Source organism: Belnapia sp. F-4-1, assembly GCF_000802185.1.
GTDB lineage: Bacteria > Pseudomonadota > Alphaproteobacteria > Acetobacterales > Acetobacteraceae > Belnapia.
In genome coordinates this window covers 4,794,650-4,819,439 of the sequence record NZ_KN676113.1, presented here as the reverse complement: position 1 = coordinate 4,819,439, position 24,790 = coordinate 4,794,650, and the positions used below count along the sequence as shown (strand labels likewise).

Sequence of the window (24,790 nt, the reverse complement as noted above, 5' to 3'; positions counted from 1 at the left end):
GCCGCTGTGCTAGTCTCTCCGCCATGCGCGACGACTCGACGGCCTGCTTCGTCCATCTCCACGTTCATTCGAGCTATTCGCTCTCGGAGGGCGCCATCAAGGCGGAGAAGCTGGCCTCCCTTGCCAAGGAAGCCGGGATGCCGGCCGTGGCGCTGACCGATTCGGCCAACCTGTTCGGCGCGCTCGAATTCGCCCAAGGGTGCCAGGGCAAGGGCATCCAGCCGATCATGGGGTGCCAGCTCTGGCTTTCCCGCGCCGCCTCCGACCCCCGGCCCGAGGCGGAGCGCCTGCCGCCCGATCCGATCGTCGCCCTGGCAATGAATGCGCAGGGCTATGACAACCTCCAGCGCCTGTCCTCGCGCTCCTTCCTCGGCTCCGACGCCTCCGGCAAGCCCTGCCTCAGCTATGCGACGCTGGAGGAGCATGCGGAGGGCATCTTCCTGCTGACCGGCGGCACGCTCGGCCCGGTCAGCCGGTTGCTGGCGGAAGGCCGCCGCGAGCCGGCCGAAGACCTGCTCCGTCGCCTTGCCGCCACCTTCCCCGACCGGCTTGCAGTGGAGCTGCACCGCCATGGCCTCGAGGTGGAGAAGGCGATCGAGCCGGCGCTGCTCGCGCTCGCCGATGAGCTGGCGCTGCCGATCGTCGCCGCCAACGACGTCTATTTCGCTGCTTCCGCGATGCATGAGGCGCATGACGCGCTGCTCTGCATCGCCGAGGGCCGCACGCTGGCCGAGAAGGACCGCCGCCGCGTCACGCCCGAACACTGGTTCAAGCCGGCATCCGCAATGCGCTCGCTCTTCGCCGACCTGCCGGATGCCTGCGACAACACCCTCGCCATCGCCCGCCGCTGCGCGGTGATGGCGGAGACGAAGAAGCCCGAGCTGCCGATCTGCCCCAAGGTACAGCCCGGCATGACCGAGGCGGAGACGGTGCGCGACATGGCCCGCCGCGGCCTCGCCGCCCGGCTCGACGCGGCAGGCATCGAGGCTGACAGGCGCGAGGTTTACACGACGCGCCTGGAATACGAGCTCGGCGTCATCGAAAGCATGGGCTTCGCCGGCTACTTCCTCATAGTCGCCGACTTCATCCAATGGGCGAAGGCGCAGACCCCGCCCATCCCCGTCGGGCCGGGCCGCGGATCGGGCGCGGGCTCCGTCGCCGCATGGGCCTTGCAGATCACCGACCTGGACCCCTTGCGCTTCGGACTGCTCTTCGAGCGTTTCCTCAACCCCGAGCGCGTCTCGATGCCGGATTTCGACATCGACTTCTGCCAGGACCGTCGCGACGAGGTCATCGCCTATGTCCGCCGCGAATACGGCGAGGACCGGGTCGCGCAGATCATCACCTTCGGCAAGCTGCAGGCCAAAGCGGCCGTGCGCGATGTCGGCCGCGTGCTCGGCATGCCCTATGGGCAGGTGGACCGCATCGCCTCCCTCATTCCTTTCAACCCGGCCAAGCCGGTGACCCTTGCCCAGGCGATCGAGGGCGAGCCGCGGCTGCAGCAGATGCGCGATGGCGACGAGCAGGTGGCGCGGCTGCTCGAGATCGCCAACCAGCTCGAAGGCCTCTACCGCAACGCCTCGACGCACGCGGCTGGCGTCGTCATCGGCCGAAAGCCGCTGATCGACATCGTCCCCCTCTACCGCGATCCGCGCAGCGACATGCTCATCACCCAGTATTCGATGAAGTATGTCGAGCAGGCGAGCCTGGTGAAGTTCGACTTCCTCGGCCTGAAGACGCTGACGGTCATCGAGCAGGCGCTGGAGATCCTGAAGGGGCAGGGGACCGAGATCGACATCAACGCGATCCCGCTCGACGATGCCAAGACCTTCGAGATGCTGCGAAAGGGCGACGCCGCCGGGGTGTTCCAGTTCGAAGGCCAGGGCATGCGGGACTGCCTTCGGCAGATGAAGGTGGACCGCTTCGAGGACCTGGTCGCCGCCGTCTCGCTCTATCGGCCCGGCCCGATGGCGAACATCCCCGCCTATTGCCAGCGCAAGGCCGGCGAGCCCTGGGAGAGCCCGCACCCGAAGATCCACCCCATCCTGGAGGAGACCTTCGGCATCATGGTCTACCAGGAGCAGGTGATGCAGATCAGCCAGGAGCTGGCGGGCTACTCGCTCGGCGGCGCCGACCTGCTGCGCCGCGCCATGGGCAAGAAGATCGCCAAGGAGATGGAGCAGCAGCGCGCCATTTTCACAGAGGGCGCGGTCAAGAACGGGATCGAGCCGGCCAAGGCGACTGAGATCTTCGACATGATGGCGAAGTTTGCGGAATACGGCTTCAACAAATCGCATGCCGCGGCCTATGCGCTCGTCAGCTACCAGACCGCATGGCTGAAGGCGAACCACACCGTCGCCTTCCTCGCCGCCTCGATGACGCTCGACCTCGACAAGACGGAGAAGCTGGCCGGGCACATGCAGGAATGCTCGCGCCTCGGCATCCCCGTGCTGCCGCCTGACATCAACCGCTCCGGCGCCTTCTTCCTCGTCGAGGCGCAGGAGGACGGCAAGCAGGCGATCCGCTTCGCCCTCGCCGCGGTCAAGCGCGTCGGCGCGGCGGCGATGCAGGCGCTGGTCGCGGCGCGCGATGCGGGCCGGCCCTTCGCCTCGGTCGCCGACTTCGCGCATCGCGTCGACCCGAAGCTCCTCAACAAGATGCAGATCGAGAACCTGGCCAAGGCCGGCGCCTTCGACGCGCTGGAGCCGAACCGCGCCAGGCTCGTCTCCGGCGCCGAAGTGCTGCTGCGCGCCGCGCAGGAGGCCGCCGAGCGGCGCGACGACCCGACAGCCGACATGTTCGGCAGCACCGGCGGCCCGGTGCCGCTGCGCCTCAAGGACATCCCCGACTGGCCGCAGCTTGAGAAGCTGGCCTACGAGGCGGAGGCGGTGGGCTTCCACCTTTCCGCCCATCCGCTCGACACCTATGGAGAAGTACTACGACGCCTTGGCGCCACGCCCTTCGTCGCGGTCGCCGATCGCGCCAAGGGCGGCTCGGCCAAGCTGACGCTAGCCGGCACCGTCGTCGCCACCAAGGAGCGGCCGACCCGCACCGGCAGCCGCATGTGCTGGCTGACCCTCTCCGACCAGACCGGCAGCTTCGAGGTGACGCTGTTCAGCGAAGTGCTCAACCGCGTCCGCGACCTGCTGACCGAGGGCAATGCCCTGCTGGTCAAGGCCGAGGCGCGGTTGGACAACGACGCGCTGCGCCTGACCGCGAGCGAGGTGGAGAGCCTGGAGAAGGCCAGCCAGGGTGTCGGCCAGGGCATCCGCCTCTGGCTGGAAGGACCAGCCGCGGTCGATCCGATCCGCACCCTGCTGGAGCGCGAAGGCAGGGGGCGCGGCCGCGTCGTCGTCGTCGCCCGCACCGGCGAGGGGCAGGAGGTTGAACTCGCCCTGCCCGGCAAGTTCAACGTCTCGCCTCGGCTGATGCAGGCGATGAAGGTGTTGCCAGGCGTGGCGGAGGTGGAAGCGGTCTAGCCCTTCGCCCCCGCCCGCTCCTTCGCCAGCAGCGCCCGCTTCCGTGGCACGCCCCAGCGATAGCCGGTGAGGTCGCCATCGGCGCCCACCACGCGATGGCAGGGCACGGCCAGCGACACGTGGTTCTGCGCGCAAGCCCGCGCAACGGCGCGGATCGCCCGCGGCGCACCGATGGCGACGGCCATCTGCCCATAGGTCCGCGTCTCGCCGAAGGGGATCGCCTGCAACGCTTCCCAGACCCGCCGCTGGAAAGCGGTGCCGCGCAGGTCGAGGGGCAGGGCGAGGGCGGCCTTCGGCTCCTCCAGGAATTCCACCACCTGCCGCACCGTCTCCGCCAGCGCCTCCGGCGCGGGCTCCACCCGCGCCTTGGGGAAGCGCTGCCGCACATCCCCCTCCAGCGCGTCGTAATCCTCCGCGAAGCCGATGAAGCAGACGCCACTCTCCGTCGCCCCGACCATCAGCGGCCCGAGGGCGCTGGTCGCCGTGGCGATGCGGATCGTCTCGCCCTCGCCGCCCCGCCGTGCGGCGCCCGGGGTCATCCCCAGCACCCGCCCCGGTGCCCCGTAGACCCGGCTCTCGCTGCCATAGCCGGCGCCGGCGACCGCTTCTGCTACCCGGTCGCCTGCCGCCAGCGAAGCCTGCAGCCGCCGCGCCCGCACCGAAGCGGCGTAGGAGTGCGGCGTCACGCCCGTGATTTCCTTGAACAGCCGCAGGAAATGGTGCCGCGCATAGCCCGCCCGGTCGGCCAGCGTCGCCAGCGATGGTGTCGCCTCGCTCGCCTCGATCAGGCCGCAGGCGGCGCTGATGGCGGCGGCATGGATGGCTGCCCGCTCACCCTTCGGGTCACAGCGCTTGCAGGCGCGGAAGCCCTCCGCCTCCGCCGCCGGCGCATCGGCATAGAAGCGCACATTCCGCTGGAGCGGCGGCCGCGAGGGGCATCCGGGCCGGCAATAGACCCCCTGGGTGGTGACGGCATAGAGAAAGGCGCCGCAATCGGGCGCCGGATCGCGGGCCAGCAGGGCTTCCCAGCGCAGGGCATCCTGGTCGAGCATCGGTCGGTCCTCGTCGTCGCTGCCGGTATCAGGATGGCGATGCGGGCCTTCGGCAACCATCCGGGCATTGCCCCGGCATGAAGGGGGGGGGGGCGATGAGCGAGGTGGTCACCGGCTGGCATGCCCATGTCTACTACGATCCGGTCTCCACCCGCATCACCGCCGCGGCACTGCGCGAGACGATCGCCGCCCGCTTCCCCGCGGCGGTGCTCGGCCGCTGGCACGATGCTCCGGTCGGCCCGCATCCGGGGGCTATGTACCAAGTTGCTTTCGCGCCCGACCTATTGCCTGGTCTCCTGCCCTTTCTCGCTTTGAACCGCGCCGGCCTCACCATCCTTCTCCACCCAGAAACCGGCCGCGCCCGCGCCGACCACTCCGCCCATGCGCTCTGGATGGGCGCGGTGCTGCCGCTGAGGCTGGAGATCCTGCCCGAATAGCCAAATGACGATTAGTCGGCGCCTCCGCCACTTTACGTCACATTGAGAGTTTCCGGGCAACAAGAACAGATTTTCGCGAGCTTCGACTTATTCTTTGGTCATCCGTATACAATTTCGGCCCGGACGCCGCCGTATCCCCGGCGGCCTCACCGGGAGGTCATCCCATGTCTCGCAAACTTGTCGCAGAATTTCTCGGCACGTTCTGGCTTGTGCTCGGGGGGTGTGGAAGTGCCGTGCTTGCCGCAGCCTTTCCGGATGTCGGCATCGGCCTGCTAGGGGTTTCATTCGCCTTCGGGCTGACCGTGCTGACCATGGCCTTTGCGATCGGCCATATTTCCGGCTGCCACCTGAACCCGGCCGTTACCTGCGGCCTGGTCGCCGCCGGCCGTTTCCAGGCCTCGGAGGCGCTGCCCTATATCGGTGCCCAGGTGATCGGTGGCGTGGCAGGCGCCTTCCTGCTCTACGCCATCGCCTCCGGGCAGCCGGGCTTCGACCTGGCGGTGAAGGGGCTGGCGGCGAACGGCTTCGGCGACGCCTCGCCCGGGAAGTTCGACATGGTTTCGGGCTTCGTCATCGAGGTGGCGATGACCTTTTTCTTCCTCGTCGTCATCCTCGGCGCCACCTCGATGCGCGCACCGCCGGGCTTCGCTCCGATCGCCATCGGCCTCTGCCTGACGCTGATCCACCTGATCAGCATCCCGGTCACCAACACCAGCGTGAACCCGGCCCGCAGCACCGGCCCCGCCTTCGTGCTGGGCGGCCTCGCCTTGCAGCAGCTCTGGCTGTTCTGGGTGGCGCCCATTCTGGGGGGGGATTGCCGGTGGCCTGCTGCATCGCTGGCTGAGCACGGAGGAAACCGCCGATGCCATCGACCGCGCCGTGGCGGCAGCCGAGGCGTTGACCGCCGAGCCGGAAGCCCTCGCCCCCATGCCGGCGCGCCAGCCGCGCTGACCTGGGCTCAGCCCCGCGCCGTCACCAGCCAGATGGCCGCGGGCATCACCACCCCGCCGGGCCCTTCCATGGCCCGGTAAAAGGCGAGGAGGCGGTGCCGCACAGCCTCCCGCATCTCAACCGGCGCGCCTTGCAGCGCCCGGCTGACCTGGCCGAGCGTCATAGCGAAGTCCGTCGCCTCGGCCGCATCGGCACCAAGCCGGATCGGCACATCCTCCGGCGCCAGCGCCACCTCGGCAAAGCCGGCGCCATGCAGGATGCGCTCCACCCGCGCCGGATCGGCGAAGGCGAATTGCCCAGGCTCCTCCGGCCCAGGCGAAGGCTGGGGCGGGATCAGGTCCCGCATCGCCGCCGCGGCGCCGGTCGTCCAGGCATTCTCGGCGGCGGCGCGGAAGGCCGCCAGCACCAGGCGCGCCCCCGGCCTCAGCGCCGCCCGCAGATGGGCGAAGGCTGCTACCGGTTCCTCGAAGAACATCACCCCGAAACGCGAAGCCAGCAGGTCGAAACCACCAGGCGGGAAAGGGTGCGCCGCTGCATCGGCCAGCAGCGCCTCGGCCTGGACGAGCCCCGCCGCCGCGATCCGCCGCCGCGCGACCTCGACCGATTCCGCGGCGATATCGACGCCCAGCACTCGCCCACCAAGGCCGACCCGCTCCGCCAGGGCAATGGTCGAGGTGCCGCTGCCGCAGCCGATATCGAGCACATGCTCGCCGGGACGCGGGGCCGCCCGTGCCAGCAGCAGGTCGAGTATCGGCGCGAAGCGGGCGTCGATCCGCTCATGCTCCCGCGCCCAGGCCCGCGTCGCTGGCCCGTTCCAGTAGGCGGCCTGCGCCGCGTTCGGTCCTTCCTGCGTCATGCCAGCCCTCCGCTACTTGATGAGCGCCTGGATCTCCGCCGCATGGCGCTCCAGCACGGCCCGGCGCTTCACCTTCATGGTCGGCGTCAGCAGCCCGTTCTCCACCGAGAAGGCGGCCGGCGCCATGCCCCAGCGGCGGATGCGCTCGATGTTGGAGAGCCGCGCATTCACCCGCGCCACCGCCTGGGCGAGCCCCGCCTCCTGACCCTCGGCCGGCACGAGCAGGGCGACGACGCCCGGCTGCCCCTCGCCGGCGACGACGGCCTGGGCGATCTCCGGCTCCGCCATCAGCAGCGATTCCAGCTTGGCCGGGCTCACCATGTCGCCGCCGAGCGTCTTTATGAAGTCCCGCTTGCGGTCCGTGATGGTGATCCGCCCGTCCTCGATCCGCGCCACGTCGCCGGTATGCAGCCACGGCGCCTCGCCGGGCTCGACGGTGCGGATCGCCGCCGCCGTCGCCGTCGGGTTGCCCCAGTAGCCGTCCATCACCAGCGGCCCGCGCACCAGCAGCTCGCCATCCTCGGCGACCCGCGCCTCCACCCCCGGCAGAGGGTAGCCTACCGTTCGCCGCACATTGTCCCAGGGCGGGTTGACCGCGATCACCGGCCCCGCCTCCGTCTGGCCATAGCCTTGGATCAGCGGCAGGCCGAAGCCGATGAAGAAGCCGGAGAGATCCGGATCGAGCCGCGCCCCGCCGCACACCATCGCCTGGAGGCTGCCGCCGAAGCGTGCCCGCACCTTCTCCCGCACCAGCCGCTCCAGCACCGCATCCTGCACCCGCTCCAGCAGGGAGAGGCGCCCACCATCCGCCCGCTTCAGCCCGAGCGCCAGCGCCCGATGGAAGAGCCGCTGGCGGAAAGGCGTTTCCTTCTCGACCTGCGCCAGCATCCGGCCGCGCAGCACCTCGAAGAGCCGTGGCACGGCGGTGATGATGCTCGGGCGGAATTCCTGGAACTCCGCCGAGAGCCGGTCGGCCCCGCGCGAATACACCACCTCCACCCCGAGCGAGGGCAGCAGGAAGACGCCGACGGTATGTTCATAGCTGTGCGAGAGCGGCAGGAAGGAGAGGTAGACCGTGCCGTCCAGCCGGAGCCGCTTGGCCAGCGCCGCCACGCCGTCGCGGTTGGCCAGCATCGCCCGGTGCGGCAGCATCACCCCGCGCGGCGTACCCCCGGTGCCGGAGGTGTAGATCAGGCAGGCGAGGCGGCCGTCTGGAATCTGCTCCGCCTCCGCCATCAGCAGCGGCAGGTCGCCTGGTTCCGCCAGCAACTCCGGCCAGTGGGCGATGCGCGCGGCCGCCCCCTCGGGCGGCATCGCGTCGAGGCCGATCAGCAGGTCGAGCCCCGCCGGCGCCGCCTTCGCCACTCGCATCGCCAGGGCGGGCGAGGAGACGATGGCGATGCGCGCCCCGGAATCGCGCAGGATATGCGCGTGGTCCGCCTCGGTATTGGTGGTGTAGGTCGGCACGGTGACGGCGCCGATCGCCATCAGCGCCACATCGGCGATGTTGAATTCCGGGCGGCTTTCGCTGACCAGCAGCACCCGGTCGCCCGGCATGACGCCGGCGCCGCGCAGCCAGGCAGCGGTGCTGGCGACGCCAAGGGCGAATTCTCCCCAGCTCAGCCGCTGCCAGCCGCCCTGTCGCCAGTAGCGCACCATGGGCCGGTTCGGCCGCTGACGGGCGATGTCGAGCAGCATCCAGGGCAGGCTGCTCCAGGGCGTCTCGCCCGGGCTGCCGGCAAAGGCACCCGCCTGGCTGGGACCGATATCCGGCATTCCGCGTGCTCCCCCCTGCTTCGTGGCTTGGCCCTGCCTGTCCGCGCCATATATGCAATGCCGTGACCCGAGCCGAGCCCCAATCGCCCCCGCCCCAGGCCGCCGCGGATGCCGCCGCCGCCGGGACCACCCGCCTGGCCCCTCTCTCTGGGGCTGTCCTTTCACCCCTTGATGCCGGCGGCGAGGTGGGCCCGCCCTTGCCGGTCTGGGACCTCTCTGACCTTTATGCCTCGCCCGAGGATCCACGCCTCGCCGCCGATCTCGACCGGGCGGAGGAAGAGGGCAAGGCCTTCGCCGCCCGCCTGTCCGGCAAGCTCGGCGGCCTCTCCGGTGACGCCCTCGCCGAGGCGATCGGACGGTATGAGCGGATCGAGGAGGTGCTCGGCCGCGCCATGAGCTTCGGGCAGCTCATCTTCGCCGGCGACGCCACCGACCCGGCCAATGGCCGCTTTTATCAAACCCTGCAGGAGCGGGTGACGGCGATCAGCAGCCACCTGCTCTTCTTCACGCTTGAGCTGAACCGGCTGGAGGATGCCGAGATCGAGCGGAAGCTCGCCGGCAGCCCTGCGCTCGCCCGCTGGCAGCCCTGGCTCCGCGACCTGCGCGTCTTCCGCCCGCATCAGCTGTCCGACGAGGTGGAGAAGCTGCTGCACGAAAAGGAGGTTACCGGCCGCGCCGCCTGGAACCGCCTGTTCGACGAGACCATCGCCAACATGCAGGTGCGGATTGGTGACGAGGAACTGACCGTCTCCGCCGCCCTCAACCGCCTTTCCGACCGCGACCGCTCGGTGCGCGCCGCCGCGGCCGAGGGCGTCTCCGCGGCCTTCGGCGGCCAGGTTCGCCTGTTCTCGCTGATCACCAATACCTTGGCCAAGGACAAGGAGATCATCGACAACTGGCGCCGCTATCCGCGGCCCGGCTCTTCGCGCAACCGCGCCAACATGGTCGAGGACGAGGTGGTGGACGCGCTGGTAACGGCGGTGCGCGACAGCTTCCCCCACCTCTCCCACCGCTACTACGCCATGAAGGCGAAGTGGCTCGGCTTGCCCAAGCTCCAGCACTGGGACCGCAACGCGCCCTTGCCCGAGGAGCAGGACCGGACCATCGCCTGGCCGGATGCCGTGCGGACGGTGCTCGACAGCTACCGCGCCTTCAGTCCCGAACTGGCCGAGATCGGCGGCCGTTTCTTCGACCGGCCCTGGATCGACGCCGCGCTCCGTCCCGGCAAGGCCAGCGGCGCCTTCGCACACCCGACCGTGCCGAGCGCACATCCCTATCTTCTGCTCAACTATCACGGCAAGTCGCGCGACGTGATGACGCTGGCTCATGAGCTCGGCCATGGCGTCCACCAGGTGCTCGCCGGCGACCAGGGCTACCTGCTCTCCGGCACGCCGCTGACCCTCGCCGAAACCGCCTCCGTCTTCGGCGAGATGCTGACCTTCCGCGGCCTGCTCGATGCCGAGCAGGACCCGAAGCGGCGCCGCCTGATGCTGGCCGGCAAGGTCGAGGACATGCTGAACACGGTGGTGCGGCAGATCGCTTTCTACCGCTTCGAGACCCTGCTGCATGACGAGCGCCGCCGCGGCGAGCTTTCCGCCGAGCGCATCGTCGCGCTCTGGATGCAGATACAGCGCGAGAGCCTCGGCCCTGCCTTCGACTTCACCGAAGATTACGGCGTCTACTGGGCCTATATCCCGCACTTCATCCATTCGCCCTTCTATGTCTACGCCTACGCATTCGGTGATTGCCTGGTGAACGCCCTTTACGGCGTCTACCGTGAGGGCCGCGTGCCCGACTTCGAGCGCAAGTATCTCGACCTGTTGCGCGCTGGCGGCACCCTCCGCCACCGCGAGCTGCTGGCCCCCTTCGGCCTCGACGCCTCCGACCCGGCCTTCTGGCAGCGCGGTCTCGACGTCATCGCCGGCTTCATCGATGAATTGGAACAGGATGTCTGAGCGCAGCCCCGACAGCACCATCTTCGGCGAACTGCGCCGGATGGCGCGCACTTCCGGCGCCGTCGGCGGCATCGCCGCCCGCGTCGCCGGGGAGCGCTTCTTCGGCGTGAAAACCGACAAGACGGCGCATGCGGAGGATCTGAAGGCGATCCTCGGCGGCCTCAAGGGCCCGCTGATGAAGGTCGCGCAGTTCCTCTCGACCGTCCCTGACGCCCTGCCGGAGGAGTATGCGCAGGAGCTGGCGACGCTCCAGTCCAACGCCCCGCCGATGGGTTGGCCCTTCGTCCGCCGCCGCATGGCCTCCGAGCTCGGCCCGACCTGGGAGCGGCGCTTCGCCAGCTTCGGCCGCGAGGCCGCCGCCGCCGCCAGCCTGGGCCAAGTCCATCGCGCGACCCTGCCGGACGGGCGGGAGGTCGCCTGCAAGCTGCAATACCCGGACATGCCGAGCGTGGTGGAGGCCGATCTCCGCCAGCTGAAGCTCGCCGTCAGCCTCTACCGCCGGATGGACAGCGCCCTCGACAATGGCGAGGTCTACCAGGAGATGTGCGACCGGCTGCGCGAGGAGCTGGACTACCTCCGCGAGGCCTCGCAGATGCGCCTCTACGGCATCATGATGCGGGACACGCCCGACGTTTCCATCCCCGAGCCGGTCGAAGACCTTTGCACCAAGCGCCTGCTGACGATGAGCTGGCTCGACGGCCGCGCCATCATCAAGCGGCTTGAGGAAGACCCGCCGCTCGAGGAGCGCAATGCCTATGCGCGGGCGCTGTTCCGCGCCTGGTACAAGCCCTTCTACCAGTACGGCGTCATCCATGGCGATCCGCACCTGGGCAACTACCAGGTGCGCCCGGACCGCGAAGGCATCAACCTTCTCGATTTCGGCACCATCCGCGTCTTCCCGCCGAGCTTCGTCGGCGGCGTGATCCTGCTCTACGAGGCGGTGCGCGACGGCGATGACGAGAAGGCGGCCGAGGCCTACCGGATCTGGGGCTTCCGCAACCTTTCCAAGGAAACGATGGAGGTGCTGAGCGTCTGGGCGAAGTTCCTCTACGAGCCGCTGGTGCAGGACCGCGTCCGCCCGATCCAGGAGGTCGACGACATGTCATATGGCCGCAAGATGGCGGCCAAGGTGCATGAGGGGTTGAAGCGCACCGGCGGTGTCCGCATCCCGCGCGAATTCCCGCTGATGGACCGCGCCGCGGTCGGCCTCGGCAGCGTCTTCCTGCGGCTCCGGGCGCAGATCAACTGGCACCAGATGTTCATGGAACTGGCCCAGGACTTCTCCGAGGCGGCGCTGACCGAGCGCCAGGCTTCCGGGCTGAGGGAGGCCGGGGTTCCGGCCGCAATGGCGGGCGCCGTCGCCAAATAGGCGGGCCGCCCGTTCCACGGGCTTGGGCATGGGTTCGCCCAGATCCGTGGCCAGGCCTCGGACATTCCATCTTGCCTCCCCGCGATCGCATGCGCATGTTCCGCCGCCGAAGGGGGAGACCCGCATGCGACTTGCAGTGCTCAAGGAACGCCGCCCGGCCGAGACCCGGGTCGCCGCCACGCCGGAGACGGTGAAGAAATTCATCGCCCTCGGCCTCACGGTCGCCGTCGAGGCCGGGGCCGGCCTCAGCGCCGGCATCCCCGATGCCGAGTACACCGCCGCCGGCGCCGAGATCGCCCCGGACACCGCCGCCGCCCTCCAGGGCGCCGCCATCGTGCTGAAGGTGCGCGCCCCGCTTGCCGCCGGCGAGGGCGAAACAGATGAACTCTCCCTCATTCCCCGCGGCGCCCTCCTGCTCGGCCAGCTTCAGGCGACGCCCGAGATGGCGGCCGCCTTTGCCAAGGCTGGCATCGATGCCGGCGCGATGGAGCTGCTGCCGCGCATCACCCGCGCGCAAAGCATGGACATCCTCTCCTCCCAGGCCAACCTCGCCGGCTACCGCGCCGTCATCGAGGCTGCCGCCGCCTTCGACCGCGGCTTCCCCATGCTGATGACGGCCGCCGGCACCATCCCGGCCGCTAATGTCTTCGTCATGGGCGCGGGCGTCGCCGGGCTGCAGGCGATCGCCACCGCCCGCCGCCTTGGCGGCCGCGTCTCCGCCACCGATGTGCGCCCGGCTGCCAAGGAGGAGATCAAGTCCCTCGGCGCCAGCTTCGTCGGCTACGAGGACGAGGAGAGCAAGGCAGCCCAAACGGCCGGCGGCTACGCCAAGCAGCTCTCGGCCAATTTCTACGCTAGGCAGGCCGAGGTGGTGGCGACTCATATCGCCAAGCAGGACATCGTCATCACCACTGCGCTGGTGCAGGGCCGCAAGGCGCCGACCCTGGTAACGGCGGAGATGGTACGCAGCATGAAGCCCGGCAGCGTCATCGTCGACATCGCCTCCGATGCCGGCGGCAACGTGGCGCTGACCAAGCCCGGCGAGACGGTCACCACCGAGAACGGCGTGACGATCCTTGGTCATTCCAACTGGCCCGGTCGCATCCCGGCCGCCGCCTCTGCCCTCTACGCGCGCAACCTGCTGACCTTCCTGACAACCTTCTGGGACAAGGAGGCCAAGGCGCCGAAGCTGCCGGAGAGCGATGAGATCGTGAAGGGCGTGCTGCTGACCCGTGGCGGCGCCGTGATCCACCCGAGCCTCGCCCCCGCCCAGGCCGCCTGAGGAGACCCGAGCGATGAATCCCACCGACCTGGCCAACCAGGCCAGCGCCACGGCGCAACGCGCGCTGGAACTGGCGCAGCAGGCACGCATCCTCGCCGAGGCGCATGTCGCGCCGGTTGCCGCCGCGGCCGACCCTTTCCTCTTCCTGCTGACGATCTTCCTGCTGGCCTGCTTCGTCGGCTACTACGTGGTGTGGAACGTGACGCCGGCGCTGCACAGCCCGCTGATGGGCGTCACCAACGCCATCTCTTCGGTGATCGTGGTCGGCGCCATCCTGGCGACGGGCCTCGGCGAGAGCCTCGCGGCGCAGGTCTTCGGCTTTCTGGCCGCGGCGCTGGCCGCGGTGAACATCTTCGGCGGCTTCATCGTGACGCGCCGGATGCTGGCCATGTTCCAGTCGAAGAAGAAGGGCTGAGACCGTGGCCGCAACACTCTCGACCCTTGCCTATCTCGTCGCCGCCGTCCTCTTCATCCTGGCGCTGCGCGGCCTCTCCCACCCGACCACCTCGCGGCAGGGCAACCTGTACGGCATGGTCGGCATGGGCATCGCCATCGTCGCCACCCTGCTCCGCCCGGGGATGGGCGGCGGCGGGGTCGGGCTGATCATCCTGGCGCTGGCCATCGGCGGCGGGGCAGGGGCCTATATCGCCTCCCGCATCCAGATGACGGCGCTGCCGCAGCTGGTCGCCGCCTTCCACTCGCTGGTTGGCCTTTCGGCGGTCTTCGTCGCGGCTGCCGCCTTCTATGCGCCGGAGAGCTTCGGCATCGGCCATGCCGGCGAGATCCATGGCGGCTCGCTGGTCGAGATGTCGCTCGGCCTCGCCATCGGCGCAATCACCTTCTCCGGCTCGGTGATCGCCTTCGCCAAGCTGCAGGCGCTGATGTCCGGCGCGCCGATCACCTTCAAGGGCCAGCATTGGCTGAATCTCGGCCTAGGCATCCTGCTGGTGGTGCTGATCATCGGCTTCGTCGCCTCGGGCAGCGCGGCGCTGTTCTGGTTGATCGCCATCCTCGCCTTCGCACTTGGCTTCCTGCTGATCATCCCGATCGGCGGTGCCGACATGCCGGTCGTCGTCTCGATGCTCAACAGCTATTCCGGCTGGGCGGCGGCGGGCATTGGCTTCACCCTCAGCAACCTGTTGTTGATCGTGACCGGCGCGCTGGTTGGCGCCTCGGGTGCCATCCTGTCCTACATCATGTGTAAGGGCATGAACCGCAGCATCATCAACGTGCTGATGGGCGGCTTCGGTACGGATACAGGTGGTGCCGCGGCCGCAGGCGGTGCGGCGGGCGACCGGGCCCCGGTAAAGGCCGGCAGCCCGGAGGATGCCGCCTACATCATGAAGAATGCCCAGAAGATCATCGTCGTGCCCGGCTACGGCATGGCGGTGGCCCAGGCCCAGCAGGTGCTGCGGGAGATGGGCGATCTGCTCAAGAAGGAAGGCGCGCAGGTGGAATACGCCATCCACCCCGTTGCCGGCCGCATGCCCGGGCATATGAATGTGCTGCTGGCCGAGGCCAACGTCCCCTATGAGGACGTGAAGGAGCTGGAGGAGATCAACCCGGAATTCGCCGAGGCCGATGTGGCCTTCGTCATCGGCGCCAATGACGTGACGAACCCGGCGGCGAAGACCGACAAGTCCAGCCCGATCTACGGCATGCCGATCCTCGACGTGGAGCGGGCGAAGACCGTCTTCTTCATCAAGCGCGGCATGGCGAGCGGCTATGCCGGCGTCGACAACGAGTTGTTCTTCCGCCCCAACACGATGATGCTCTTCGGCGACGCCAAGAAGGTCACACAAGAGATCGTCCAGGCCCTCCAGCGTGACTGACACTCATAGAAATAGACGAGGGGTTGGGGGCACTGCCCCCAACGGGAGAGTACCTTCTCCCCGGCCTTTTTATTGGTTGTTCAAGAGGGCCGCGCGTACCTCGGCCCCGGTGGCCAGCCACCCGAAGAATTTTTCCACATTGAATTCTGTCGCTTCCTGCGCTGCCGCTCCGCCGGCCGCCATGGTCGCGTCGGTCACCATCACCGGGAAGAACTCCCGGTGGTACGCATCCCGGATCGTGCTCTCGACGCAGACATTGGTGGCGACCCCCGCCACCAGCACCGTCCTGATCCGCCGCGAGGCGAGGATCTGCTCCAGCCCTGTCCCGGCGAAGCCGCTGTAGCGCGACTTCGGCACGACGATGTCGCCCGGTTGCGGCGCCAGCGGATCGACGATCGCATGGTCCCAGGTGCCATGGGTGATGAGCGTGCCGGCAAAGGCTTCGTTGGCACGCATGAATTTCAAGGCGTTGGACTTGTGCCAGACCGGAGCCGATGGGCCACCCGCCTCACGCTGGTCTGGCGAGAAGCCGTTCTGGAGGTAGATGACTAGGATGCCGGCAGCCCGGCAGGCGGCAATCACCCGCCCCGTCTCCTCGATCACGGGCGGAGCGCCGCCGACATCGAACCCCACCAGATCGATATAGCCGCCTGGAGAGAGATAGGCGTTCTGCATATCGACGACGATCAGTGCCGTCTCCTCCGGGATGACGGCGATCGGCTCCGGCCGGGCGGCAAGCGGGACGGTGCGGCGCATGGGCTGACCCTCGTTGAGATGTGCACCAGCTTGCAAGCACGTGACGTGCCATTTAACGATCATCACGTTCCTGTTTATCAACAATCTGATAAATGACTCCCAACGTTTGCAGCGTTACCCGGGAGATCCCACCAGCCGAGCGCAACGACAATGCCCGATGGGATGCAACCACAGAACCTGTCAGCGGTTCCGTTGCCGTTGACGTCAGGAGGCGCATCCAGCGCCGAAACGACCCCGCCTTGGGCCATCGGCCTGGCCGCCATCCTGCTGGTCTGGCCGGCAATCTGGAACGGCTATCCGCTGGTCTTCGCCGATACCGGCACCTATCTCGGCCAAGCCCTGATGGGCTATGTCGGCTGGGACCGGCCGCCCTTCTACAGCCTCTTCATCCATGCGCTGCACTGGCGGGTCTCGCTCTGGCCAGTGGTGATCGGCCAGGGGCTGATGGTGGCGCATCTGTTGCACCTGGTGCTGCGGGTGCAGCGCCAGCCGGGGCCGGTGCCGCTGGTGATCTCCGCCGCCGCGCTGGCGATGCTGACCGGCCTGCCCTTCGTTACTGCGCAGATCATGCCGGATTTCTTCACCGGCGTCGTGATGCTTTGCATCTGGCTGATGGGTTTCCACTGGCGGGCGCTCGGGCGTGGTGAACGCTTCTACCTGCTTGGCCTCACTACCCTCGCGGTGATGGTGCATCAGAGCCATATCCCCTTCGCCATCGGCCTGGCCGCGGTTTCGGCGCTGCTGCTCGGCGTCGGCCGCGGGGCAGTGCCGGCGATGCGTGGCCTGGGCCGCATGCTGGCGCCGACCGCGCTCGCCGTGGTTGCGCTGCTGGCGGTGAATTTCCTCGCCCATCGGGTGATCTCGGTGTCGCCCTTCGGTTCGGTCTTCCTGGCGACGCGGCTGATCTTCGACGGCGCCGGCCGCGACTATCTCGAGCGGCGCTGCCCGGAGATCGGCTTCCGCATCTGCGGCGCGCTCGACCGGATCGGAACTGAGCACAATCTCTTCCTCTGGACACTCGACGGGCCGCTCTACACCGATCTCGGCGGGCCCAAGGTCTGGACGCAGGAGGCGCGGGCCATCATCCGTGGCGTCATCGCGGAGAACCCCGTCGGCGTGCTGACCGATGCCGCGCGCAATACGCTGCACCAGCTCGTCACCACCGCCAGCGGCGACGGGCTCGGGCCGTGGCGCAACCTGCCCGGGCCGGAGCCGCTGATCGCGCGCTACTTCCCGCGAGAGCACGGCGCCTATATCGACTCCCGGCAGCAGTTGGGCGAGCTTCTTCCCTTCGCACAGCGGCTGACGCCTCTGCATGTCGGGGCCTTCTGCCTAGGCCTGGTCGGGTTGCTGGTGCTGGCCTTCCGCCGTGGCTGGTCGCTGCCGGAACTGGCCCTGGCCGTGCTGATGATCGCGGCGGTGATCGGCAATGCGGCGGTCACGGGTGGCCTCTCGGGCCTGGCCGACCGCTACCAGGCGCGGCTGCTCTGGCTCAGCCTCTTCGTCGCCCTGGTCGTGCTGCGGCCGAAACTGCGGGCGCCGACGAGCCAGCAGGACGGCGGGCTAGCCGGCGCCGGCGGCACCGGCTGATCAAAGGTGGACCCCGCCATCCACCAGGATGGCGGTGCCCGTGCTCAGGCGCAGGTGGGTGATGGCACCCATGATGGCGAGCGCCACGTCATCGGCTTCCGTCACCCGCCGCAGCGGCGAAGCGGCCGCCTGCTTCTCCACCGCCGCCCGGCTGCGCCCCGGCACGAAATCGGTGGCGACCGCTGCGGGAGAGATGGTGAGCACCCGGACCTCCGGCCCCAGGACCCGTGCCAAGGCCATTCCCATCGTATCGAGGGCCGCCTTGGAGGCGCCGTAGATGATGCTGCTGCCGGAGCCCTTCTGCGCCGCGAGCGAGGAGATGTTGACGATCACCCCATCCCCGCTCCGCCGCAACAATGGGGCAAAGGCGCGAATGGTAGCGAAGGGGCCGCGCACATTGGTCACCAGCACGCGGTCGATCAGCGCATCGTCCAGCCCGTCGAGATCGGCATGCGGGACGGCGCGGGTGGCACCGGCGGAGTTCACCAGCACGTCGCAGCGGCCGAGCCTCGCTTCCACTGCGGCGGCGGCGGCACGCAGGGCGTCGCTGTCCTCCATCGGCGTGGGCAGGGCGATATGCCCCGCGCCCGGCAAGCCGGCGATCAGGCTCGTCGCGCGCTCCGCCCCGGCATTGTAGCCTATGGCGAGGGTCGCGCCTGCCGCGGCGAGGCGCCGGACGGTGGCGGCGCCGATGCCGCTGCTGCCGCCAGTGACGACAGCGACCTTCCCCGCCAGCCCATACTCGCCCAGATTGCCCGGTGCTGCCTCGGCCATCGCATCCTCCCGCCTTGGAGACGATCCTAGGCCTGACTCTGTCGCCGGCGTAAGGCTTGTGCCCTACCGCTCGTGGAGCTGCAGCAGAGCCGGCGCCGCCTGCCGGCGCAGGGCCGCCATGTCGATGGCGAAGCCGAGCGCGAGGATCAGGCCGAACGCCAGCACCATCGGCACGGGCAGCAGCAGCCCCAGGACGGCTGACAGCAGGATCAGGGCCGGTGTGGGCGGGAAGGGGAGGCTCATCCGTTCAGCTTTCCTCGAAGGCGGTGTCTCACGCCCTGGTGGAAGTAACGGTAGAAGATTAACCGCCCGTTGGTGCCCTCCGATCCCGATCGTTGACCACCCTTCCGGCCGGGGTGCAGCATCCCCACCAAGGGGAGAGGAAACAGGGCATGGATGGCGCCATCGATGTCGACCTGCACCCGGCTTTGCCCGGTTGCCAGGCCCTGCTGCCGCATCTCGAACCCTTCTGGCGCGAGGTGATCGCCAGCCGCGGCATCGACGACCTCGACCTCGCCCTCTACCCCCGCGGCGCCCCGCTGACCGCCCGCACCGACTGGCGCGATGCGAAGGGCATCGCCGGCGCCACCGTCGAGGCGATGCGGCGCGAGGCGCTCGACCCCTTCGGCACCGCGATCGGCATCTGCAACCCGCTCTTCGGGGCGCCCGCACTGCACAATGCCGATCTCGCCGCCGCCCTTTGCCGCGCCGCCAATGACTGGGTCGCCGCCCACTGGCTCGACGCCGAGCCGCGGCTGCGCGCCGGCATCCTCATCCCGGCCGAAGACCCCGCGCTGGCGGTGGAGGAGATCGAGCGCCGCGCCGCCGACCCGCGCTTCGTCCATGTGCTGCTCCTCGGCAGCGCCGAGACGCTGATCGGCCGCCGCGTCAACTGGCCGATCCTGGCCGCCGCCGAGCGCCACGGCCTGCCCATCGCCATCCATGCCGGCAGTGCCGCCCGCCACGCCCCGACCGCGAATGGCTGGCCGACCTACATGATCGAGGACCACACCGTTTTCGCCCAGACCTTCCAGAGCCAGCTGCTCAGCCTGATCGGGGAGGGGGCTTTCACCAAATATCCCGCGCTGAAGGTGGTGCTGCTGGAGAGCGGCTTCGGCTGGGTGCCGAACTTCCTCTGGCGCGGGGTGAAGATGTGGCGCGCCATGCGCCAGGAAATCCCCTGGGTGGACCGCTCGCCGGCCGAGATCCTGCGTGAGAGCATCCGCATCTCCATCCAGCCCGCCGATGCGCCGGAGGACCCGGGCGAGATGGCGGCGCTGCTTGAGATGATCGATTGCGACGAGATGCTGCTTTTCGCCACCGACTACCCGCATGCGCGTTTCGACGGCGGGGGGGCGCTGCCCCCCGGCCTGCCCGCCCGGCTGCACCGCAAGGTGCTGCGGGAGAATGCCCTGGCGATCTATCCCCGGCTGAAGGAGTGCGTCGCATGAGCACCAGCACGCTGCCCCGCCAGGAGGCGCCCGCCGCTTCCCGCCTTCGCCTGATCGATTGCGACATACACCCGGCGCCGCGCGACCTGGCCGTGCTCGACCGCTGGCTGCCGGAGCGCTGGCGCCGCCACCGGCAGGAATACGGCCTACGCCTGCGCCAGCCCTTCGCCACCGGCCACCCCTATCCGAAGGCGACGCCCGCCCTCTCGCGCTACGATTCCTGGCCGCCCGGCGGCGGCCCGCCCGGCTCCGACCTTGAATTCATGCGCGAGCAGCATCTCGACCTTCTCGACATCGAATACGGCATGCTCCAGCCGCTCGCCGCCCGCGGCATGGACGAGCGCAACCCGGGCTTCGCCGAGGCGCTGAGCCGTGCCGTCAACGACTGGATGCGCGAGGACTGGACCGCCCGCGAGCCCCGCCTCAAGGCCACGATCTGCGTCCCCGGCGAAGACGCCGCCGCCTCGGTCCGCGAGATCGAGCGCTGGGCCGGTCAGCCCGACTTCGTCCAGGTCGCCATGGTGTCGCGGGCGCTGGAGCCGCTCGGCCGCCAACGCTACTGGCCAATCTACGAGGCCGCCGAGCATCACGGCCTGCCGCTCGGCCTGCACAGCCTCGGCACCAGCGGCCATCCGGTGACCGGCGGCGGCTGGCCGAGCTTCTATTTCGAGGAGCACCAGGCGGTTGCCATGAGCATGGCTGCGCTTTGCGCCAGCTTCATCCTGGAAGGCGTCTTCGACCGCTTCCCCCGGCTGAAGGTCGTTATCATCGAGGGCGGCTTCGGCTGGGTGCCCTCGCTCGGCTGGCGCATGGACGGGCTGTGGCGAAGCCTGCGCTCGGAGGTGCCGCACCTGCAGCGCAAGCCCTCCGACTACCTGAAGTCGCATCTCTGGTTCACCACCCAGCCGGTCGAGGAGCCGGAGCGCCCCGAACATCTCCGCACGCTGATCGACTGGATCGGCCGCGACCGCCTGCTCTTCGCCACCGACTACCCGCATTGGGACAGCGACGACCCGCGCTACGCCTTCAAGCTACCCTTGAGCGAGGCGGAGCGCCGGGCGATCCTGGCCGACAATGCCCGGGCGGTGTACGGCCTGCGCTAACCATATCGGAGGAACCGGCCGCATGCCCGGACCACTCGCGGGCATCCGCGTGCTCGACCTGACGACCGTCCTCGTCGGCCCCTACTGCACCCAGCTCCTGGCCGAGATGGGGGCTGAAGTCACCAAGGTGGAAGCGCCGGAAGGCGACATGGTCCGCCTTATCGGCCCCGGCCGCAGTCCCGGGATGGGCGGCATGTTCCTCACCATCAACCGCGGCAAGCGCAGCATCGCCCTCGACCTGAAGCGGCCGGAGGCGCGCGAGGTGCTGCTGCGCCTGGCCCGCACCGCCGATGTGCTCGTGACCAATATCCGCCCCGCGGCCATGGCCCGCCTCGGCCTCGACTACCCGGCGCTGCGCACCGTCAACCCGCGCCTCGTCTACGCCGCGGTGCTCGGCTACGCCCAATCCGGCCCCTACGCCCCGCGCCCGGCCTATGACGACCTGATGCAGGGCGCCGCCGGCATCGCCCATCTGCAATCCCGCACCGGCGACGGCACCCCGCGCTATGCGCCGCTCGCCATGGCGGACCGCATCACCGGCCTCGCCGCCCTCGGCGCCATCAACGCGGCGCTGGTCCACCGCGAGCGGGGTGGGGAGGGGCAGCTGGTCGAGGTGCCGATGTTCGAGACGATGCTGAACTTCGTCCTCGGCGACCATCTCGGCGGCAAGACCTTCGACCCGCCGCTCGATGCCGGCGGCTATGGCCGCCTGCTCTCGCCCGACCGCCGCCCCTACCGCACGCGGGACGGCCATGTCTGCACGATGATCTACAACGACCGGCAATGGCGCAGCTTCTGCGCCGCCGTCGGCTGGCCCGACTTGGTGGCGACCGACCCGCGCTTCGCCAGCCACGCCACCCGCACCCGCCATATCGACGAGGTGCTGGCCATGCTCGCCGAGGAATTCCTGACCCGCACCACCGCCGAATGGATGGAACTCCTCGCCGCCGCCGATCTGCCGGTGACGCCCGTCCACACGCTGGAAAGCGTCTTCGAGGACCCGCATCTCCGGGCAACCGGCTTCTTCGGCCGCGAGGAGCACCCGACCGAGGGCTCGCTCACCCGCATGGCCATACCCTTCGCCTTCTCCGCCAACCCGGCTGGCGAACGCGCTCCGGCTCCGCGCCTCGGCGAGCAAAGCGCCGCGATCCTCCAGGAGGCCGGCTATGCCGAGCCGGAGATCGCTGCATTGCTGGCGAGCGGCGCCGTCCGCGCCGCCGAACCGGCAACCGCGCCGGACGTTACTGCTGCATGCGCCTCCCGGTGATCCTCGCCCTGTCCCTGCTCGCCGCCTGCACGCCGCATGAGGACCGCCCCGGCGGTCTCATCCGCAGCGAGGCGGCCCCGGCCAATACCGGCCTGCTCCGGCCCGAAGCCGGCGTCGATCCCGGCATCCGCGCGCCGTTGCCCAATCGCAGCCCGACGACGACGCCCGTCATTCCGCCCAACCCCTACATCCAGGCCCGCTGACTCGCCGCGGCATGCGGCGATGCCTATGCTTCCCGAGTGCCCGGCTTCACCCTCACCCCCATCGGCCATCTCGAGACGCCTTGGCCGAGCCCGGCTGATTGCCCCCGCAACGGCCGCCTGCCCAACCCGCGCCCGCTCTGCCGTGCCGTCGTCGGCGAGGAGTTCCGCGCCGGACTCGATCAGCTTGACAGCTTCTCGCACCTGATCCTGCTCTACTGGATGCATCTGGCACGGCCGGCGCCTCTCGCCATCACCCCTCGCTTCGCCGCCGGTCCGCGCGGCGTATTCGCCACCCGCGCCCCGGTCAGGCCCAACCCCATCGCCCTCTCCGTCGTGCAATTCGAGGGGTTCGACGGGCCCGGCGTGCTGCTTATCCGCAACCTCGACTGCGCCAGCGGCACGCCGCTGCTTGACATCAAGCCCTATCTCCCGACGGTCGATGCCGAACCGGCAGCCAGCATGGGATGGCTTGCGCCGCGCACCCCATCCTGACCCGGCGCTGCATTACGCAGCCCGCAGCCGCTCGAGGAAGGCACCGACGGTATGGCGCATCAACTCGGCCTGCCGGGAAAGCTCTCCCGAGGCCTCTCGCAGATGGCCAGCCGAGGCCCCGGTGCGCTCCGCCTCGTCCTGCATGCCCACTGCATGGGTCGCCGCCTCGCCAGTGCCGGAGGCCGCCTCGGCCACCGCGCGGCCGATCTCGCAGGTTGCGGCCGCTTGCTCATCTGTCGCTGCCGCGACAGCCGCGCTGGTTGTGTCGATCGCTTCTATGATCCGGGCGATGCTGGCGATGGCATCCACCGTGCGCACCGTTTCGCCTTGCATGGCGGCGATCTGCGCACCGATCTCCTCCGTTGCCCGCGCCGTCTGCCCGGCGAGCGCCTTCACTTCCGAGGCCACGACGGCGAAGCCCTTGCCGGCCTCGCCTGCCCGCGCCGCCTCGATTGTTGCATTCAGCGCCAGGAGGTTGGTCTGGCCCGCGATGTCGCTGATCAGCCGCACCACCTCGCCGATGCGCTGCGCCGCCTGGGCCAGGCCCTGCACCGTGGCATCCGTTTCGCGCGCCTGATCCGCTGCCCGTCGCGCGACGGCGGCGCCCGCGCCGACCTGACGGGCCACCTCGGCGATGGAGCCGGACAATTCCTCTACCGAGGCGGCGACGGCCTGCACATTGCTGCTCGCCAGCCCGGTGGCGCCGGCGACGGCGGTGGCCCGCACCATGCCGGCCTGCGCCACCGCAGTCATCTCGCCGGCCGTCCGGTCGAGTTCGGTCGCGGCCGAGGCCACGGTGCCGAGCATCGCCGCCGCCTCCGCCTCGAAGCCCCGCACCAGGGCGCCGACCCGCTCCGCCTGCTCGGCCTTCGCCGCTCGCTCCGCGAGGCGGGCCGCCACGGCTGCCTCGCGCTCGATGGAGGCGGTGCGCAGGGTCTCGACCGCTTCCGCCATCGTGCCCAGCTCGTCCCGGCGCCCGAGGCACGGCACGGCGAGGTGCAGCTCGCCGGCGGCGATGCGCTCGACCGTGCCGGTCATGCGCTGGATCGGCCGGACCACCCGCCGGAACAGCATCCAGGCCGTGCCGAGCATGGCGAGGGCCCCCGCGAAGAGGAGCGCGAGCGCCAGCAGCAGCCCGGCGCGGCCGGCATCCGCGAGGCCTGCGCTGTCCGCCAGCGCTTGGTCCAGCGCCGCGTCGCGCAGCAGGATGATGTCTGCCAAGGCCGGCACGCTCCAGGCGCGGAAGGCGGGGACTGTCTCTGGCCAGGGTGGCACCGCGGCGCCGCTCGCCCGCGCCCGGCCCCATTCCATCATCTGTTCCCAGCGGGGAGCGTGGCGGCCTTCGTAGGCCTCCCGTAGCTTCGCCCCGGCCTCTTGGAGGCGCGGCGCCTCTGGCAGCATGGCAAGCTTCCGCTTGATGTTGTCCCAGGCCTGGCCAACCCGCCCGCTCTGCCGCTCTGCCGTGGCGTAGTCGCCGAGCGGGATGGGCTGGCCGGCAACCCAATTGTTCATCATCAGGTTGCGGCCTCCCGCCACGTCGCGCATCGACATGGTTTCCACGGCGATGTCGATCACCGTGGCGAGCGAGGGCGCCTGGATCACCGTCCGCTTCGCGGCGGCTTCGGCCTGTTGCGCCAGGTCATTGGACAGCGCCTGCCGCCGTGCGAGAACCTCCTGCCTGACGGCAGGGTCCCGCTCCGCAGGCGGCCGGTCCAACTGTCCCTCGATCCGCAGGCGAAGGCCGGCGAGGGCGGTCCGGGCGTCGGCCGGCGCCCGGGCAGGGCTGCCCCAGTCGTCGAGGCGTCGCTGCGCCGCATCCAGCAGTCCATCGGTCGCCGCCGCGCTGCGAGCCAGCCCCGCGCGGTCCGGCTCGGCGGAGAGGGTTGCGGCCAGGAGCAGCCCGGCCTCGCTGACGACCGCGGTCTGCGCCCGCTGCAGCGCGCTGATGACCTGCATGCTGGCCTGGGCAGATCTGGCCTCGTTCCAGCGGTCCCAGGCGGTGCCGGCAAGCCAAGCCATCGCCACCAAGCCGGGCAGCGAAACCGCAAGAAAGCCGGCAAGGAAGACGGTACGGACGCGCATGGCCTGCTCCTTCTGGTCCAGGCCAGGCTATGCCCCGTCAGGTTACGAAACGTATAAATGTCATCCGGGCCGTGCCCGGCACG

At 69.7% G+C, this 24,790-nt stretch carries 21 protein-coding genes; 14 read left to right on the top strand and 7 right to left on the bottom strand.

The features are described from left to right. The first annotated feature begins 23 nt into the window (after window positions 1-23). Entirely contained in the window at window positions 24-3,479 is a 3,456-nt protein-coding gene (dnaE, locus tag LH62_RS22710; RefSeq protein ID WP_043364429.1) for a DNA polymerase III subunit alpha, read from the top strand. Here the strand turns inward: dnaE and ada are convergent. Continuing rightward, window positions 3,476-4,531: a bifunctional DNA-binding transcriptional regulator/O6-methylguanine-DNA methyltransferase Ada gene (ada, locus tag LH62_RS22705; RefSeq protein WP_043366434.1), complete on the bottom strand. Its 1,056-nt coding sequence runs from the start codon at window positions 4,529-4,531 to the stop codon at window positions 3,476-3,478. The two genes, dnaE and ada, sit on opposite strands and share 4 nt — an antisense overlap. 95 nt (window positions 4,532-4,626) lie before the next feature. Here ada and LH62_RS22700 point away from each other — a divergent pair, with 95 nt between their 5' ends. Continuing rightward, window positions 4,627-4,968, top strand: a complete 342-nt coding sequence (locus LH62_RS22700) for a DOPA 4,5-dioxygenase family protein (RefSeq protein WP_043364428.1) — start codon at window positions 4,627-4,629, stop codon at window positions 4,966-4,968. 164 nt (window positions 4,969-5,132) lie between these two features. Further along, window positions 5,133-5,999: an aquaporin Z gene (gene aqpZ / locus LH62_RS22695; RefSeq protein WP_144404607.1), complete on the top strand. Its 867-nt coding sequence runs from the start codon at window positions 5,133-5,135 to the stop codon at window positions 5,997-5,999. Here the strand turns inward: aqpZ and LH62_RS22690 are convergent. Beyond that, window positions 5,927-6,775 (bottom strand): class I SAM-dependent methyltransferase, encoded by an 849-nt coding sequence (locus LH62_RS22690; protein WP_043364427.1) that lies wholly within the window; start codon window positions 6,773-6,775, stop codon window positions 5,927-5,929. The genes aqpZ and LH62_RS22690 overlap by 73 nt on opposite strands. 12 nt (window positions 6,776-6,787) lie before the next feature. Then, window positions 6,788-8,551: a long-chain fatty acid--CoA ligase gene (locus LH62_RS22685; RefSeq protein ID WP_052214836.1), complete on the bottom strand. Its 1,764-nt coding sequence runs from the start codon at window positions 8,549-8,551 to the stop codon at window positions 6,788-6,790. 197 nt (window positions 8,552-8,748) lie between these two features. Here LH62_RS22685 and LH62_RS22680 point away from each other — a divergent pair, with 197 nt between their 5' ends. From LH62_RS22680 to LH62_RS22660, 5 genes are all read left to right on the top strand, one after another. Continuing rightward, window positions 8,749-10,506 carry a M3 family oligoendopeptidase gene (locus tag LH62_RS22680; protein WP_369796805.1) on the top strand — a complete coding sequence of 586 codons (1,758 nt, stop codon included), beginning with the start codon at window positions 8,749-8,751 and terminating at the stop codon, window positions 10,504-10,506. Continuing rightward, window positions 10,499-11,875, top strand: coding sequence for an AarF/ABC1/UbiB kinase family protein (locus tag LH62_RS22675; protein ID WP_043364426.1), 1,377 nt, complete (start codon window positions 10,499-10,501; stop codon window positions 11,873-11,875). Before LH62_RS22680 ends, LH62_RS22675 begins: the two co-directional genes overlap by 8 nt. A gap of 124 nt (window positions 11,876-11,999) precedes the next feature. Further along, entirely contained in the window at window positions 12,000-13,157 is a 1,158-nt protein-coding gene (locus tag LH62_RS22670) for a Re/Si-specific NAD(P)(+) transhydrogenase subunit alpha (protein WP_043364424.1), read from the top strand. Between the two features lie 13 nt (window positions 13,158-13,170). After that, window positions 13,171-13,572, top strand: a complete 402-nt coding sequence (locus LH62_RS22665; protein WP_043364423.1) for an NAD(P) transhydrogenase subunit alpha — start codon at window positions 13,171-13,173, stop codon at window positions 13,570-13,572. A 4-nt stretch (window positions 13,573-13,576) separates the two neighbouring features. Then, window positions 13,577-14,989, top strand: a complete 1,413-nt coding sequence (locus tag LH62_RS22660; protein ID WP_043364422.1) for an NAD(P)(+) transhydrogenase (Re/Si-specific) subunit beta — start codon at window positions 13,577-13,579, stop codon at window positions 14,987-14,989. Window positions 14,990-15,058: 69 nt separating this feature from the next. On the opposite strand, the gene LH62_RS22655 is transcribed toward LH62_RS22660, so the two are convergent. After that, window positions 15,059-15,745 carry an isochorismatase family protein gene (locus tag LH62_RS22655; RefSeq protein ID WP_043364420.1) on the bottom strand — a complete coding sequence of 229 codons (687 nt, stop codon included), beginning with the start codon at window positions 15,743-15,745 and terminating at the stop codon, window positions 15,059-15,061. 198 nt (window positions 15,746-15,943) lie between these two features. Between LH62_RS22655 and LH62_RS22650 the strand changes: the two genes are divergently transcribed. Continuing rightward, complete coding sequence (locus LH62_RS22650; protein WP_043364419.1) at window positions 15,944-17,335, top strand: hypothetical protein; 1,392 nt, start codon at window positions 15,944-15,946, stop codon at window positions 17,333-17,335. Here LH62_RS22650 and LH62_RS22645 read toward each other — a convergent pair whose 3' ends face one another. Both LH62_RS22645 and LH62_RS22640 read right to left on the bottom strand, forming a co-directional pair. Beyond that, window positions 17,336-18,109, bottom strand: a complete 774-nt coding sequence (locus LH62_RS22645; RefSeq protein WP_043364418.1) for an SDR family NAD(P)-dependent oxidoreductase — start codon at window positions 18,107-18,109, stop codon at window positions 17,336-17,338. 63 nt (window positions 18,110-18,172) lie between these two features. Beyond that, window positions 18,173-18,352 carry a hypothetical protein gene (locus LH62_RS22640; protein WP_043364416.1) on the bottom strand — a complete coding sequence of 60 codons (180 nt, stop codon included), beginning with the start codon at window positions 18,350-18,352 and terminating at the stop codon, window positions 18,173-18,175. Between the two features lie 149 nt (window positions 18,353-18,501). Between LH62_RS22640 and LH62_RS22635 the strand changes: the two genes are divergently transcribed. The 5 genes from LH62_RS22635 to tsaA are packed head-to-tail and all read left to right on the top strand — an operon-like array spanning window position 18,502 to window position 22,625. Next, complete coding sequence (locus LH62_RS22635) at window positions 18,502-19,560, top strand: amidohydrolase family protein (RefSeq protein ID WP_043364415.1); 1,059 nt, start codon at window positions 18,502-18,504, stop codon at window positions 19,558-19,560. Beyond that, window positions 19,557-20,663 carry an amidohydrolase family protein gene (locus LH62_RS22630; RefSeq protein WP_043364414.1) on the top strand — a complete coding sequence of 369 codons (1,107 nt, stop codon included), beginning with the start codon at window positions 19,557-19,559 and terminating at the stop codon, window positions 20,661-20,663. Before LH62_RS22635 ends, LH62_RS22630 begins: the two co-directional genes overlap by 4 nt. A gap of 22 nt (window positions 20,664-20,685) precedes the next feature. Continuing rightward, window positions 20,686-21,930 (top strand): CaiB/BaiF CoA-transferase family protein, encoded by a 1,245-nt coding sequence (locus LH62_RS22625; protein WP_052214835.1) that lies wholly within the window; start codon window positions 20,686-20,688, stop codon window positions 21,928-21,930. Next, a complete protein-coding gene (locus LH62_RS22620) occupies window positions 21,915-22,133 on the top strand; it encodes a hypothetical protein (protein WP_043364412.1) in 219 nt (72 codons plus the stop codon). The genes LH62_RS22625 and LH62_RS22620 overlap by 16 nt, the downstream gene beginning before the upstream one ends. 36 nt (window positions 22,134-22,169) lie before the next feature. Further along, window positions 22,170-22,625: a tRNA (N6-threonylcarbamoyladenosine(37)-N6)-methyltransferase TrmO gene (gene tsaA, locus LH62_RS22615; protein WP_052214834.1), complete on the top strand. Its 456-nt coding sequence runs from the start codon at window positions 22,170-22,172 to the stop codon at window positions 22,623-22,625. Window positions 22,626-22,637: 12 nt separating this feature from the next. Here the strand turns inward: tsaA and LH62_RS22610 are convergent, their stop codons facing one another. Then, window positions 22,638-24,707, bottom strand: coding sequence for a methyl-accepting chemotaxis protein (locus tag LH62_RS22610; RefSeq protein WP_043364411.1), 2,070 nt, complete (start codon window positions 24,705-24,707; stop codon window positions 22,638-22,640). Between the last annotated feature and the right edge of the window lie 83 nt (window positions 24,708-24,790).

What these genes read in the sequence shown, in the direction of transcription:
- LH62_RS22635 (WP_043364415.1), top strand. Translation starts at nt 18,502, where the DNA reads ATGGATGGCGCCATCGATGTCGACCTGCACCCGGCTTTGCCCGGTTGC.
- LH62_RS22700 (WP_043364428.1), top strand. Translation starts at nt 4,627, where the DNA reads ATGAGCGAGGTGGTCACCGGCTGGCATGCCCATGTCTACTACGATCCG.
- LH62_RS22655 (WP_043364420.1), bottom strand. Translation starts at nt 15,745, where the DNA reads ATGCGCCGCACCGTCCCGCTTGCCGCCCGGCCGGAGCCGATCGCCGTC.
- LH62_RS22625 (WP_052214835.1), top strand. Translation starts at nt 20,686, where the DNA reads ATGCCCGGACCACTCGCGGGCATCCGCGTGCTCGACCTGACGACCGTC.
- LH62_RS22685 (WP_052214836.1), bottom strand. Translation starts at nt 8,551, where the DNA reads ATGCCGGATATCGGTCCCAGCCAGGCGGGTGCCTTTGCCGGCAGCCCG.
- dnaE (WP_043364429.1), top strand. Translation starts at nt 24, where the DNA reads ATGCGCGACGACTCGACGGCCTGCTTCGTCCATCTCCACGTTCATTCG.
- LH62_RS22690 (WP_043364427.1), bottom strand. Translation starts at nt 6,775, where the DNA reads ATGACGCAGGAAGGACCGAACGCGGCGCAGGCCGCCTACTGGAACGGG.
- LH62_RS22645 (WP_043364418.1), bottom strand. Translation starts at nt 18,109, where the DNA reads ATGGCCGAGGCAGCACCGGGCAATCTGGGCGAGTATGGGCTGGCGGGG.
- LH62_RS22640 (WP_043364416.1), bottom strand. Translation starts at nt 18,352, where the DNA reads ATGAGCCTCCCCTTCCCGCCCACACCGGCCCTGATCCTGCTGTCAGCC.
- LH62_RS22630 (WP_043364414.1), top strand. Translation starts at nt 19,557, where the DNA reads ATGAGCACCAGCACGCTGCCCCGCCAGGAGGCGCCCGCCGCTTCCCGC.
- LH62_RS22610 (WP_043364411.1), bottom strand. Translation starts at nt 24,707, where the DNA reads ATGCGCGTCCGTACCGTCTTCCTTGCCGGCTTTCTTGCGGTTTCGCTG.
- LH62_RS22665 (WP_043364423.1), top strand. Translation starts at nt 13,171, where the DNA reads ATGAATCCCACCGACCTGGCCAACCAGGCCAGCGCCACGGCGCAACGC.
- LH62_RS22670 (WP_043364424.1), top strand. Translation starts at nt 12,000, where the DNA reads ATGCGACTTGCAGTGCTCAAGGAACGCCGCCCGGCCGAGACCCGGGTC.
- LH62_RS22620 (WP_043364412.1), top strand. Translation starts at nt 21,915, where the DNA reads ATGCGCCTCCCGGTGATCCTCGCCCTGTCCCTGCTCGCCGCCTGCACG.
- aqpZ (WP_144404607.1), top strand. Translation starts at nt 5,133, where the DNA reads ATGTCTCGCAAACTTGTCGCAGAATTTCTCGGCACGTTCTGGCTTGTG.
- LH62_RS22675 (WP_043364426.1), top strand. Translation starts at nt 10,499, where the DNA reads ATGTCTGAGCGCAGCCCCGACAGCACCATCTTCGGCGAACTGCGCCGG.
- ada (WP_043366434.1), bottom strand. Translation starts at nt 4,531, where the DNA reads ATGCTCGACCAGGATGCCCTGCGCTGGGAAGCCCTGCTGGCCCGCGAT.